Annotated in this window: 11 protein-coding genes; 5 read left to right on the top strand and 6 right to left on the bottom strand. The window is 65.6% G+C overall.

The window, feature by feature from the left end:
• Positions 1 to 33: 33 nt before the first annotated feature.
• Genes QZ408_RS02240 through QZ408_RS02230 form a run of 3 tightly spaced genes read left to right on the top strand, consistent with a single transcriptional unit; the run spans position 34 to position 3,271 of the window.
• Positions 34 to 216, top strand: a complete 183-nt coding sequence (locus tag QZ408_RS02240) for a hypothetical protein (protein ID WP_292489392.1) — start codon at positions 34 to 36, stop codon at positions 214 to 216.
• Positions 213 to 1,415, top strand: coding sequence for a gephyrin-like molybdotransferase Glp (gene glp / locus QZ408_RS02235; RefSeq protein ID WP_292489391.1), 1,203 nt, complete (start codon positions 213 to 215; stop codon positions 1,413 to 1,415). The genes QZ408_RS02240 and glp overlap by 4 nt, the downstream gene beginning before the upstream one ends.
• Positions 1,409 to 3,271: a molybdopterin biosynthesis protein gene (locus tag QZ408_RS02230; RefSeq protein ID WP_292489389.1), complete on the top strand. Its 1,863-nt coding sequence runs from the start codon at positions 1,409 to 1,411 to the stop codon at positions 3,269 to 3,271. Before glp ends, QZ408_RS02230 begins: the two co-directional genes overlap by 7 nt.
• On the opposite strand, the gene QZ408_RS02225 is transcribed toward QZ408_RS02230, so the two are convergent.
• A complete protein-coding gene (locus tag QZ408_RS02225) occupies positions 3,198 to 3,758 on the bottom strand; it encodes a TIGR00725 family protein (protein ID WP_292489779.1) in 561 nt (186 codons plus the stop codon). The two genes, QZ408_RS02230 and QZ408_RS02225, sit on opposite strands and share 74 nt — an antisense overlap.
• A gap of 56 nt (positions 3,759 to 3,814) precedes the next feature.
• Between QZ408_RS02225 and ileS the strand changes: the two genes are divergently transcribed.
• Positions 3,815 to 6,994 carry an isoleucine--tRNA ligase gene (ileS, locus tag QZ408_RS02220; RefSeq protein WP_292489388.1) on the top strand — a complete coding sequence of 1,060 codons (3,180 nt, stop codon included), beginning with the start codon at positions 3,815 to 3,817 and terminating at the stop codon, positions 6,992 to 6,994.
• Here the strand turns inward: ileS and QZ408_RS02215 are convergent.
• Both QZ408_RS02215 and QZ408_RS02210 read right to left on the bottom strand, forming a co-directional pair.
• Positions 6,977 to 7,711, bottom strand: coding sequence for a tRNA(His) guanylyltransferase Thg1 family protein (locus tag QZ408_RS02215; RefSeq protein WP_292489386.1), 735 nt, complete (start codon positions 7,709 to 7,711; stop codon positions 6,977 to 6,979). The genes ileS and QZ408_RS02215 overlap by 18 nt on opposite strands.
• Before the next feature lie 46 nt (positions 7,712 to 7,757).
• Positions 7,758 to 8,021 (bottom strand): PRC-barrel domain-containing protein, encoded by a 264-nt coding sequence (locus tag QZ408_RS02210; protein ID WP_292489384.1) that lies wholly within the window; start codon positions 8,019 to 8,021, stop codon positions 7,758 to 7,760.
• Positions 8,022 to 8,074: 53 nt separating this feature from the next.
• Here QZ408_RS02210 and QZ408_RS02205 point away from each other — a divergent pair, with 53 nt between their 5' ends.
• On the top strand, positions 8,075 to 9,214 hold the full coding sequence (locus QZ408_RS02205) for a CBS domain-containing protein (protein ID WP_292489382.1): 1,140 nt from the start codon (positions 8,075 to 8,077) through the stop codon (positions 9,212 to 9,214).
• A gap of 136 nt (positions 9,215 to 9,350) precedes the next feature.
• Here the strand turns inward: QZ408_RS02205 and QZ408_RS02200 are convergent, their stop codons facing one another.
• From QZ408_RS02200 to QZ408_RS02190, 3 genes are read right to left on the bottom strand one after another with little or no spacing between them, the layout of a single operon-like run.
• On the bottom strand, positions 9,351 to 10,994 hold the full coding sequence (locus QZ408_RS02200; RefSeq protein WP_292489380.1) for a radical SAM protein: 1,644 nt from the start codon (positions 10,992 to 10,994) through the stop codon (positions 9,351 to 9,353).
• Entirely contained in the window at positions 10,984 to 11,607 is a 624-nt protein-coding gene (locus QZ408_RS02195) for a 6-hydroxymethylpterin diphosphokinase MptE-like protein (RefSeq protein WP_292489378.1), read from the bottom strand. The genes QZ408_RS02200 and QZ408_RS02195 overlap by 11 nt, the downstream gene beginning before the upstream one ends.
• Entirely contained in the window at positions 11,604 to 13,067 is a 1,464-nt protein-coding gene (locus QZ408_RS02190) for a DHH family phosphoesterase (RefSeq protein ID WP_292489376.1), read from the bottom strand. Before QZ408_RS02190 ends, QZ408_RS02195 begins: the two co-directional genes overlap by 4 nt.
• Between the last annotated feature and the right edge of the window lie 46 nt (positions 13,068 to 13,113).

Raw genomic sequence — 13,113 nt, 5'->3', positions numbered from 1 at the left:
CCTATCTCTCTGCAGGCAGACCATGTGAGTACTATGGATGAAGAAAAGGTGCGAAAAGCATTCGAAGACTACGGCATAACCAACGAGATCACCTGCCCCCAGGCCTTCGAGATAGCGGAAAAGTACAACATACCGAAGATGGATATCGCCCGGTACTGCAACCGGCGGGAACCGAGGATCAAGATCCGGAACTGTCAGTTGGGCTGCTTCAGATGAGCCTCTTTCTATCGGTCGTCCCGGTCAGCGAGGCTATTGAGGTGGTGCGAAGGACCGCACCCCTCCCCGGGTGCGAGGATATCCCGCTCAAAGATGCCCTCCACCGGGCCCTTGCGGGGGACGTCTGTGCCGATAGCGATATACCGGGGTTTGACCGGTCGACGGTCGACGGCTACGCAGTCGCCGCGGCCGATACCACCGGGGCCTCCGAGGCCATCCCGGCGATGCTCCCGTGCCGGGGCCGGGTGGGGATGGGGAGCAGGGATGCCGGGAGCATCTCCCCGGGGGCCTGCAAGTACGTCCCCACCGGCGGCGCTCTCCCTCGCGGTGCCGATGCGGTCGTGATGATCGAGCACGCCGAGCAGATCGGGGACGACGTCCTCGTACACCGCCCGGTGGCGCCCGGCGAGAACGTCGTCTCCCGGGGAGAGGACTTCCGGGCGGGAGAGGTCGTCCTCGAGCGGGGCCGCGTCCTCTCGCCCCGGGATATCGGCGTCGCCGCGGCGGTCGGCGCCGGCCGGGTCTCTGTGGCGACGGTCCCGCGGATCGGGATCATATCCACGGGAAACGAGGTCGTCCCCGTCGCCGCGACCCCGGGGCCGGGCGAGGTGCGGGACGCGAACTCCCATCTCGCCGGCGCCTTCGTGACGGAGCGGGGGTGCCGCCCGGTCTACTTCGGGATCGTCAGGGATGAGCGGGCGGCGCTTGAGAAGGCGATCTCTTCGGCGCTCGACACGTGCGACGTGGTCCTGGTATCGGGAGGCTCTTCGAAGGACGAGCGGGACAACACCGCTGCGGTCATCGCAGACCTCGGCAAGGTGCTGGTGCACGGGATCGCCCTCGCGCCCGGGAAACCCACCATCATCGGGACGGCACGGGGAAAACCGATCATCGGGCTCCCCGGCCACCCGGCCTCGGCGTTCGTCGTGCTCGTCGCCATCGTCGACCATTTGCTCGCGGCGATGCTCGGCACCACGATCTCCCGGCGGACCCTCTCCGCACGGCTGAGACAGAACATCCCCTCCACGCGCGGGCGGGAGGACTACGTCCGGGTCAGCGTCAGGGACGGCGAGGCCGTGCCGGTCTTTGGGAAGTCCGGGCTCCTCAACACCCTGGTGCAGAGCGATGGAGTCGTGCGGGTCCCGGCGTCGAGCGAAGGGTTCGAGGTCGGCGAGGAGGTGGAGGTGATCCTGTGGTGAGGCGCTACCTCTCGGTCATAACGCTTGCCGAAGCCCGGGCGCTCATGGAGCGCTCCTTTCCGGCGGTTCCGGGGGTCGTGCGGGTCCCGGTGACCACCGCGGCGGTGGGGAGGATCACCGCCGCGCCCATATTCGCCCGGTTCTCGGTCCCGGCCATCCATATATCGGCGATGGACGGGATCGCGGTCAAGAGCGCTGATACCCTCGGGGCGAGCGAGCAGCATCCGGTGATCCTCCCGGACGCGGCAAGGGTCAACACAGGGAACATCGTCCCCCCCGGCTATGACGCGGTGGTGATGATCGAGGACGTCTGGATCGACGGCGAGACCTACACCATCCGAAAGCCGGTCGGCCCCTGGCAGCATATCCGTCCGGTCGGCGAGGATATCGGAGAGTCGGAGATGATCCTCCCTTCAAACCACCGGATCCGGCCGCAGGACGTGGGGGCGCTCGCAAACTACGGGGTCACGGAGGTCGCGATCAAGAACGTCCGGGCCGGCCTGATCCCCACCGGGAGCGAACTCGTGCCGGCCGGCGTCATGCCGCCGCCGGGGAAGGTGGTGGAGAGCAACACCCTGATGGCCGCGGCGGTCCTCGCGGAGGCCGGGGTGGAGGCGCACCGCTACCCCATCGTGCCCGACGACTATGACCTGATCCGGGACGTCGTCCGGCGCGGCGCCGCCGAGAACGATATCCTCCTCGTCTCGGCAGGATCGTCCGCCGGGACCCGCGACTACACCGCCGATATCATCCGGGATCTTGGAGAGGTGCTGGCGCATGGCGTCGCCATCAAGCCCGGAAAACCGGTGATCATCGGCCGGGTCGAAGGAAAGCCGGTGATCGGCCTCCCGGGCTACCCGCTCGCGGCGGCAACGGTGCTCCGCGAGATCGTGCTCCCGCTCGTCGCCCGCTACGGCCTCCCTGTCCGGGAGCCCGAGCGCGTCGCCGCCAGACTGACCACAAGCCTCCAGTCGGATATCGGGACCGACGAGTTCGTCCTCCTCTCGGCGGGAAGGATCGGCGACCGCTGGGTGGCGGTGCCCCAGTCGAGGGGCGCAGGTGTCCAGATGAGCGCGGTGCGGGCGAACGGCTACCTGCAGATCCCGGCGCAGAAGGAGGGTGCCGAGGCCGGGGAGACCGTGGAGGTCCGGCTCACCGTCCCGCGCGCAGAGGCGGAAGAGGCGGTGCTCGTCACCGGCAGCCACGACCCGGCCCTTGACTACCTTGCCGACCTGGTCCGGCCGCGCGGCGTCGATATCCACTCCACGCATCTCGGGAGCATGGGCGGGGTGATCGCCCTGAAGAAGGAGGAGTGCCACGCGGCCCCGATGCACCTGCTTGCCCCCGACGGCACCTACAACACCCACTACCTTGAGCGCTACATGCCCGGCGCGGACCTCGCCCTCCTCTGCGTGGCGGAGCGGCAGCAGGGGGTCATATCCCGCGACGGGCTTTCGTTTGACGACCTGCCCGGTAAGACGTTCATCAACCGGCAGAAGGGGTCGGGGACAAGGATGCTCCTTGACCACTCTCTTGCGGCGCGCGGTATCGATCCGGCGTCGATCCCCGGCTACGGGCGCGAGGCGACGACGCACCTTGCGGTGGCCCTCGCGGTCCGGACCGGGGAGGCGGACGCGGGGATGGGGGTTTACAGCGCCGCAAAGGCGCTCGGTCTCGCGTTCGTCCCGGTGGCGACGGAGCGCTACGAACTCGTGATGCACCGCGCGATGCTCGACGACCCCCGGATCGCGGCCCTGGTCGCGACTGTCTCTTCAGAGGCGTTCAAGCAGGTCCTCCGGGACCTCGGGGGCTACGAGACGGACGAGACGGGCGTCCTGCGCGGACTGCGAGACTGACCGCCTCCTCAGGCGTCGCGCAGGCCCTCACCCCCTCTATCTTCCAGGTGGAAAGGCCAAAGATCGGTTTTCCCGTCTTGAGGGCGACTGCAATCTCCGAGAGCGTGCCGTACCCTCCCCCGACGGCGATCACCGCATCCGCCGAGTGAACGAGGACGACGTTCCTCGCGTGGCCCATGCCGGTGCGGATCACCACGTCAAGATAGGGGTTCCCGTCCCCGGTGTCCGGGAGGACCCCGACGGTTGTCCCGCCGGTCTCTTTTGCGCCCCTGCAGGCGGCCTCCATCACCCCGTAAAGACCGCCGCAGCAGACGGTCGCGCCTTTTTCGGCGATGAGGCGGCCGACGGTCTCTGCCGCCGCGTATTCTTCGCCGGAACAGTCCCCCCTCCCGATGACTGCGATCTGCATGGGGGAGGGTAGGGGGCCGGAGGCATAAAGGCTGAGGGAGGGAGCTCCTGACCGCTCCGCGCGGCAAGTCGCACAAATGCTTTGTCCCCCAAGAACAAAAGGTACACCAGAGTGTTGAATATGAGGGATATGAGGTGAAAGAAGTCACCAGCAGTTATAATCCGCGTGACATCGAAGCAGGAGTCCAGGATTACTGGAAGAAAGAGAATACCTATGCACGCGTCAGGGCGTTGCGCGAGGGTGGCAAAGCGTTCTTTTTCGTCGACGGACCGCCGTACACCACCGGTCACATCCACCTCGGCACCGCCTGGAACAAGATCATAAAAGACGCCATCCTCCGGTACCACCGGATGCGGGGCGCCGACATCATCGAGCGGGCAGGCTACGACATGCACGGCCTCCCCATCGAGGTGAAGGTGGAGCACCAGCTCGGGTTCACCTCGAAGAAGGATATCGAGGAGTACGGCATCGCCGCATTCGTCGAGCAGTGCCGGACGTTTGCCGTGACGCACATGGAGATCATGAGCGACCAGTTCCGGCGGCTCGGCGTCTGGCTCGACTTCGACAACCCCTACCAGACCATCAAGGAGGACTACATCGAGTCCGCCTGGTGGACGCTCCAGCGGGCGGACGAGCGCGGGCTCCTCGAGCGCGGCCACCGTGTCGTGAACTGGTGCCCCCGGTGCGAGACGGCGATCGCCGACTCGGAGGTGGAGTACTGGGACGAGACCGACCCCTCGATCTTCGTCAAGTTCCCGGTCGCCGGGCGCGAGAACGAGTACCTGGTGATCTGGACGACGACGCCCTGGACCCTTCCCGCAAACGTGGCGGTTGCGGTCAACCCCGCGTTCACCTACGCACGGGTGAAGGCAAAGAAGGACGACGCCGAAGAGGCCCTCTGGATCGCCGACGAACTCGTCGAGCCCGTCCTGAAGATGGGCCGATACCAGGACTACACGGTCCTCGAACGGGTGAGCGGGAGCGACCTCGTCGGGACGGAGTATATCTCGCCGCTCGCCGGGTGCGTGCCGCACCAGGCAGAGATCCGGCACCGGGTCGTCGAGGCCGACTACGTCGCGCTCGAGAACACCGGCCTTGTCCACATAGCCCCCGGTCACGGGTGGGACGACTACCTCGTCGGTATCCGGGAGGGGCTTGAGGCCTTCTGCCCGGTCGACGCTGGCGGGTGCTTCACCCCGGCGGCCGGGGTATTTGCGGATATGTACGTCCGGGACGCAAACGACGTCGTCATCGACGCGCTCGGCGGCTACCTCCTCGCCCGGCGGACGATCACCCACCGCTATGGCCACTGCTGGCGGTGCAAGACCCCCATCATCTACCGGGCAACGGCGCAATGGTTCCTGAAGGCCACCGTGCTCCGGGACTCGATGCTTGATGAGATCGCGAAGGTGAAGTGGTATCCGGAGTGGGCGGGGAGCGCCCGGTTCCACGATTTCGTCAAGGAGTCGCGTGACTGGTGCATCTCCCGGCAGCGCTACTGGGGTATCCCCATCCCGATCTGGCACTGCGAGCGGTGCGGCGAGTACACCGTCGTCGGCACCATCGCCGAACTCGAGGAGCGGTCGGGAGCGAAGGTCCCCGACCCCCACCGCCCCTCCGTGGACGAGGTCACCATCCCGTGCTCCTGCGGCGGGGAGATGCGCCGGGTGGACGACATCTTCGACGTCTGGTTCGACTCGGCGGTCGCATCCTGGGCGACCCTCGGGTTCCCCCGGGAGCGCGAGGCCTTCGACCGCTACTGGCCCGCGGACTTCATCACCGAAGGGCAGGACCAGACCCGGGGCTGGTTCTACTCCCAGCTCGGGGCGAGCAACGTGGCGTTCGGCCGTGCCCCCTACAGGAGCGTCCTGATGCACGGGTTCGCTCTCGACGCCGAAGGGCGCAAGATGAGCAAGAGCATCGGGAACGTGGTGACGCCTGAAGAGGTGATGAGCCAGTACGGGGTCGACGTCCTCCGGTACTATGTCCTCTGGGCAAACGCCCCCTGGGACGACCTGAAGTTCAACTGGGACGGCGTGAAGACGATCCACCGGGCGCTCAACATCCTCTGGAACGTCTACCGGTTCCCGCTCCCGTACATGATCCTCGATTCGTTCCGGCCCGCCGCCGGAGACGCCGAACGGTGGGACGGATCGTTTGTCCGGGCCCATATCCGGGATATGCCCGAGGAGGACCGCTGGATCGTCTCCCGGGTCAACACGCTCATCCGGGCGATCGGGGAGGATATGCAGGAGTACCACCTCCACCGGGAGACGCGGGCGCTTGCCGCCTTCATCCTCGAGGACCTCTCCCGCTGGTACGTGCAGCTCGTCCGGCCGCGGATGTGGCTCGAAGAGGATTCTCCGGAGAAGCGGTATGCCTATGAGACGTTCTACTACGTCATGCGCCGCCTGATAACGCTCCTTGCGCCGTTTACCCCCCACATCACCGAGGAGATCTACCAAAACCTCCGCCTCGCCGGAGATCCGGAGAGCGTCCATATGCTCGACTGGCCGGAGGCGGACGACCTCCTGACCGACCCGGACCTTGAGACCGATATGGAGGTCGCCCGATCGTTTGACGATGCGGTCGCCACCGCCCGGCAGGCCGGGAAACGGAAGCTCCGCTGGCCGGTCTCTGAGACCGTGGTGGTCACCGGGAGCGACGAGGTGAAGACGGCTCTCCTGGACTTAAACGACCTTGCCCGGACCCGGGCGAACGCCCGGGTGGTCAGGGTCGTTACGGGGGCGTGGGACCGGATCCTCTGGCAGGCTGAGCCGGTTATGCGGGCGATCGGTCCGGAGTTCGGGAGAGAGGGGCCGAAGGTCAAAGCACTGATCGAGGGGGCGGACGGCACAGTCCTGAAGGCCGCCATCGAGCGGGAGGGGAAGGCCGAACTCAACGGTTACGAGATCGCCGCGCGCCATGTCACCTTCACGGAGGCCCTCCCTGCAGGCGTCTTTGCCGCGCCCATGAAGGACGCGACGGTCTACGTGGACGTCACCCTCACGCCGGCGCTTGAGGCCGAGGGCTATGCCCGTGAGGTGATCCGGCGGATCCAGGAGATGCGCCGCCAGCTCGACCTGAACGTCGACGACTACATCGTCGCCGCCGTGGATGTCGCCGACGGGCGGGTCGCTGCGCTCATCGGGGAAGATGTGTGGAAGAACGAGATCGCCGGGGAAGTGCGGGCGGCGGCCCTCACCGTCCGCCACACCGATGGAGAGAGACCGGGCGAATCCTTTGCGCTCGAGAAAGACTGGGACGTGGAAGGCGTGCAGATGCAGATCGGCATCTCACGCGCCGGTGAGTGACCGGATCAGGGCCGCCCCCTCGACCGTTGAGAAGAGGGGCGTCTCCTCCGGTTCCCGGATGCAGGTCCTCTTTGCCTCGACGCTCTCCCCCGTCAGGGGGTTATACCCCTCTTTTACACATTCTTCCCGGTAGAGGAGCGTCCCCCGCCGCTGCCAGGCCGGTGTCGCCGCCAGGTTGACGCCGCGCTGAAACATCATATCGTGCATCGCATCCGACTGCATCCCCCGGAGCGCGGCGGCGGCCTCACGGGGGCTCATCCCCTCGTTGACCAGCGCGCTCTGGCAGTAGGCGTTGATGTGATTGCGCCACGCTTCGTTCTGCCGGGAGGTGAGATACTCGACCGCAAACTCCCCTGCTGCGGGGATGGTCCGGGCATCGAACGCGAGGGGCTCACGGCACCCAAGCTCGATCGTCAGCGCGCTTGCCGCAGCCGCGGCGGCCACGGAATCGATCTTCTCCACCCGCCCGGAGAACGGCAGCGTCGAGAAGTAGAGGCTGATCTCGTCGGAGAAGGTGTAGGCGAAGAGAGGTGTAAGCCCGCTCCCGGTGAGGAGATAGCGGCAGACCGACCGCATGGCCGCGTGAAACAGGGGATCGAACGGCCTTCTAAGATCGAGCGCACGGGCAAGGCGGTGAAAGGCCCGACCGTCGAGCCTGACAAAAACGGGGGGGAAGATGGTGAGGTTCGAGTAGATCTCGCGACCTTTGATATCCATATTCTCTCGACAGGAGGAAGATCCCTGGATAGGCCGGATATCCCGGTTACTCCTCTTTTGCCGGCGACCTGAAGATCCCCGGGATATGGCGGATGATGACGATATCCCCGATGCTCTTTATGATGCGGAAGGGGATCTGCAGCCCCGAATACCCCTTCACCTCGCCGATCTCGGGGTTGAGTTCCCCGACTGCAAGGGAGTCGATCTTCTTCTGATCCACATCGACCACGACATCATCAACGCTCCCGACAAAGACAGCCCTATCGGTATAGACGCGGAGTCCGAACAGCTCGGTGATCTGTGTTCTCATCGGTATCCTCTGAAGGTATACTACTATAAATGATAAAAAGATACTCATTTTCCATGAATGCGTCGCTGCAGATCGGAAACCTTGCCGGGATTCCGGTCAAACTACACTGGAGTTTCCTCCTCGTGATCCCGCTTTTTGCATGGATCATCGGGAGTCAGATCCTGCTCACGACCGAGTTGATCGCGGCCCTCTTCGGTGTTCCGATCGACGTGACGCTGATTGCGGCCGGGCTCAACCCCTACATCCTCGGGACCGTCGTCGCGCTCGGCCTCTTCGTCGGTGTCTTCATCCACGAGATGGCCCACTCGCTCATCGCCAAGGCCAGGGGAATCAAGATCCACAGCATCACGCTCCTCATCCTCGGCGGCGTCTCCCAGATGGAAGAGACGATGCCGGACCCGAAGGTGGAGCTCCCCATGGCGCTCGCGGGCCCGCTGACGAGCCTCGCGATCGGCCTCGTCAGCGCCGCCCTGGTCTATGTCTTCGATGCCGCGGTCGGCGACCCAGCGGTCGCCGGGGTTCTGGTCTTCGTCTTCGGCTACCTCAGCCTCTTGAACATCCTGCTCTTCGGGTTCAACCTCCTCCCGGCATTCCCGATGGATGGAGGGCGCGTTCTGCGGGCATGGCTCGCCCGGAGGATGCCGCTCTCCCGGGCGACCCGGATCGCCGCCGACGTCGGGAAGGTGTTTGCCGTCCTCTTCGGGCTTATCGGGCTCCTCTTCCTCAATCCCATCCTGATCATCATCGCCTTCTTCATCTATATCGGGGCGAGCCAGGAGGCCACGTTCCTCCGCTACAACATCCTGCTGCAGGACGTCACGGTGGCGGATGCGATGAGCAGCCCCGTCGTCACCGTGGAGCCGGAGACGCCCCTCTCCCGGCTGGTGGAGATGATGTACGAGACGAAGCATCTCGGCTTTCCCGTGGTGGAGCGGGGAGCGCTCGTGGGGATCGTCGCGCTCGCCGACATCCACAAGATCTCCCCGATCGACCGGGAGGCCATGCAGGTGCGCGACGTCATGACCCGGAACCCGACCACCCTCCCGCCGTCGGCACCGCTTCTCGACGCGCTCCGGGTCATAACGGGCAAGGATATCGGGAGGATCCCGGTCGTCGCCGACGGCGGCGCCCTGGTCGGGATCGTCACCCGGACGGACGTGCTCCGGGTGATGGAACTGCGGGAGGAGGAGTAGGGGGCGATACCCGGGAACGGCCGTGCCTGAGCGTGCCCCGGGATGGGACCTTCCAAAGATACCCATCCTCCTTTCTACGCGTAATGCAACTCGCGAACGGTGCGATCTGCCTGGAGACACTCCTGTAAAGGCCGCCCTAAAACTTCATCACACCCTCGATCCCCGTCTCCCCGGCGACCTTTCGGAACTCATCAAGGCTCCCAAACGGCCGGCGGGCGGCGATGGTTGCGGCCCTCTTTTTGCCGATGCCCGGGATCCACCGGAGCACCGCGACCGGGAGGGTGTTGACCTCCACGGGGCAGGGGAGGGCCGTCACCGACCGCATCCCCCAGTCCACCACCACGGCGTCGAGCACCGTCCCCGCCCGGAGTTCGAGAGGGATCCCGACGAGGATCGGGTATGACCCCATCTGCCGCCCAAACGACGGTCTGCCCGCGATCTCGATGACGACGTCTCGAAGGACGGTGCCGGCGGGAAAGACCCGGCGGAGCATCGGTTCGTCAAACTCTCTCCGGGCCCGCTCCTTGAAGGCGCGGAACCGGGCGTCGTGCAACCCGATGGTGTTCTCCTCGTAGGCCGCCGTCCCCTCAAACGGCATCACCTGCCGGATGTTCACCCGCCGGACGAGGAGCCCGGCGTCGAACACCCACCGGAGGAACGCTTCGTTTGCATCAAACGTCGCCGGTGTCTCCCCCGCGAGGCCGACGATGAAGTTCAGGCCGGGGAGGAGCTCGGGGATACCCCGGGTCCGCCTCCCGCCGACGTCGTTCACGACCTCGATTGCGCGGAAGACATCGTCCGGCATGGCTTTTAAGTTGTTTGCCGCGACCACCGCCGGATCGGCGGTCTCCATGCCGAAGGCTGCGGTGTCGCCGGGGGTATGGCCGGCGACGATCGCCTCGAGCGCCGCCCGTGCCGCATCCTCGTGCCGGGCGATGGTGCCCGGGTTGATGTTGTCGATGTGCAGGGTTTTGAGGTCGGGGGCGCTCTCCCGGACGGCCGAGAAGAGGTCGGCGAGCACCTCCGGGCGCGGGGCCGGGAACTCCCCGCCGCTGCTCTGGTAGGCCAGGAGGTCCGGCTGACGGCCGAGCCTGAAGTGGCGGGCGCCCGCCGCATGGAGCGCCGCCACCTCCTCCGCGATCCCCTCGATGCTCCGGTAACGCGGGAGCCCGTAAAACGGCTCAGTGCAGAAGGAGCATCCCCCGACCGTCGCCCGGGAGCACCCGGTCGCGGTCTCGAGTTCGCACATCACGTACGGGAACGCCGGGTGCCGGGCAACGATCCCGGCGCCTGCCACGGACCAGGGGTCGGTCAGGGAGTAGTCGGCCGCACCGGCGGGCTCCCCGCCCGAGAGCCAGGCATCGAGCGCCACCGCGGGCGACCCCGAGAGCGTGGCGTCGAACCCGGCAATCGCCTGGCGGACGGCCTTCCTCCCCCCACCCGGCGCGTAACCAAACGCAATCGGCCCGCCGATAGCGGTGGTCGGTCCCCGGAGCAGGGTCCCGAGTTGCTGGATCTCCGTGAGGGTCGCCGGCTTTCCCCCGATGTAAGCGCCGGGCACGGTCAGCCCTGCGATCATCACCACGAGATCGCCGCGGCCGTAGCCGGCAGCGAGAGCCGGGTCGGCCCGGACCTGGTCGATGGTGACGTACCCCGGGGTGTAACCGTGCCCGGAGAGGACCCCGGCGACCTCCCGGATGTAGGGGGAGATGTAGGGCGCGACGCCGAGGCATGCAGGCTCGTCGACGTAGCCGTCGATGATGAGGGCGTCAGAGGTCATACCCGATCAGGCGGAGGAGTTTCCCTGCCCAGAAGAGTTTGCCCCGCTTGACGGGATCGACGTTCCGGTCGGCAAGATCGAACCCGATGATCCGGATCGACGCCGCACCGAGGTCGTCGGCGGCAAAGACCGCCCGATCGCCGTCGGTGAACCCGCCGAAGTTATGGACGTGAGGAAGCGGCGCCGCCTGGGTGGTGGCGACGAGCGGTCCGGGGAGGAGAGGGACCCAGTGGCGGAGGAGCGGGACGTTGTCGCCGTGGGCATGCACGACCATCACCGTCCCCTGCCGGGAGAGGTCGACGAAGACGTCGGTCGCCCCATCAAGGTCAGTGAAGACCGCGTCAGGCCGGACACCGTGGTCTGCGAGCACTTCGGCAGCGGCATCGGCGGCGAGCACCGTCCCCTCGATCTGGTCGATCTCATCCGGGAGCGAGGGAGCGTTCCCGCAGACCGTCACCGCCCTGCCCCGTATGAGCGCCTCCAGGAGCCCGACATCGTCACGGCCGTCGGCAACCTCCGCAAGCAGCCGGGCGGCTGCCTCGTCCGCCTCGCGTTCAAACCCGAAATATTCAAGGATTGCGGTGTAGTGAGGTTCCCAGTCTGCAAACCTCATTGCTTGCCCTCATTATTGTCCAGGCCGACGATGTTGGAGAACCGCTTCAGGATCGGGTCGATGATAAGACTGAGCAGTTCCTCCTTCTCCTTCACCATCGAGAAGTAATTGAGCGGGATCATCGCGGCGGCCATCGTGGCGTGCCCGCCGGCCTCGCCGATCGGACCGAACGCCTCGGCCATCACGTTCCCGAGGTGGAGCCTGATATCCTTGTTCCGGCCTGAGATGACAATGTTCTGGTCGCTGATACCGTAGACCAGCGCTGTGTTCACCCCCTCGAGGTGGATCAGGATATCGGCCGCCTGCGGGAGCGCGTCGCGGTTCCTGATGAAGCCGACGTTCGAAAAGAGATAGCCGCTCCTGATCCGCCGGTTCCTGATGGCGTTCCCCATAATCTCCACGGTCTCCTGCGATATGGAGGGGGAGGTGATCTTGTCGAGGAGGTCCGAGTCGGTCAGGGGGAGGAGGAACGCGGCGTAGTTGAGGTCCTGGGGGGTGACGTTCCTCTTGAAATCCCGTGTGTCGGCCCGGATCCCGTAGAGGAGCGCAGTAGCTACCGATTTGCTCACCGGAATGTCGAGCTCCATCAGGTACTGGGTCATGATGCTCGCCGTGGCGCCGACCCCGGGCCTGATGTCGATGAAGTCGGCGACGCTCGCGGGGTGCTCGCCGTTCTTGTGATGGTCGATGATGATGTTGACCCGGGTGGTCTTCGGGAGCTCGTTGTTCGTGCCGGGTGCGGACGAGTCGACCAGGGCGATGTAGTTGCACTCGTCAAGGATCTGGGGGGTGAGCCGCTCCATCTTGATCTCAAGGAGGTTGATGAACGCCCGGTTCTCCTGGTGTCCGATATCTCCTTCGTAGAGGATGCGGCAGTTCAGCTTGTTGTGGCTTGCGTGGCGGGCGACCATCGAGAGCGCCATGGCGCTCGAGATCGAGTCCGGGTCGGGGTTTAAGTGGGTGACGATGCAGAGCGTCCCCTCCCAGGCGGCAAGCATATCGTAGAGGCGCAGGGCGAGCCTTGACGAGTGGAGTTTCCTGATGTGGTGGATGGCGGTTCTCGCAACCACCTCCTGCGGGTAGAGGACGATGTCGGCGCCCTCCTGCTGGAGGAGGTCGACGCTGACCGGATCGGTGGCGCGCGCGATGACGTAGGTCGCCGGGTAGCGGTTCTTGATGGTCTTGAGCGCGGTCAGGTTGGCGTCACGGTCGTTTGCGAGGATGAACGCGACCTCCGGCACGGGCAGCCCATCCATGAGGTTTGGATCGCGGAGATCGCGGACGAGCGCCTCGTATTTCTGGTCCCGGAGATCTTCCACCCGCTTTTCGTCCTTATCAACGATGATGAGGTCCTCGCTCTCCTGCCCGAGTTCCTCCGCGACGTTATAGCCGGTGCTCCCGCAGCCAAAAATGATATACTTGATACGTTCCTTCGAAACGTTCTGAACCGCCTCAGGCATGCGTACAATGGTGTAACTTCTCATAGTATTAAGGGATTCCATTTCG

It is taken from the genome of Methanoculleus sp. 10 (genome assembly GCF_913757945.1).
Lineage (GTDB): Archaea > Halobacteriota > Methanomicrobia > Methanomicrobiales > Methanoculleaceae > Methanoculleus.
The sequence above is the reverse complement of the archived record's forward strand: the minus strand, read 5'-3'. Positions and strand labels throughout refer to the sequence as shown.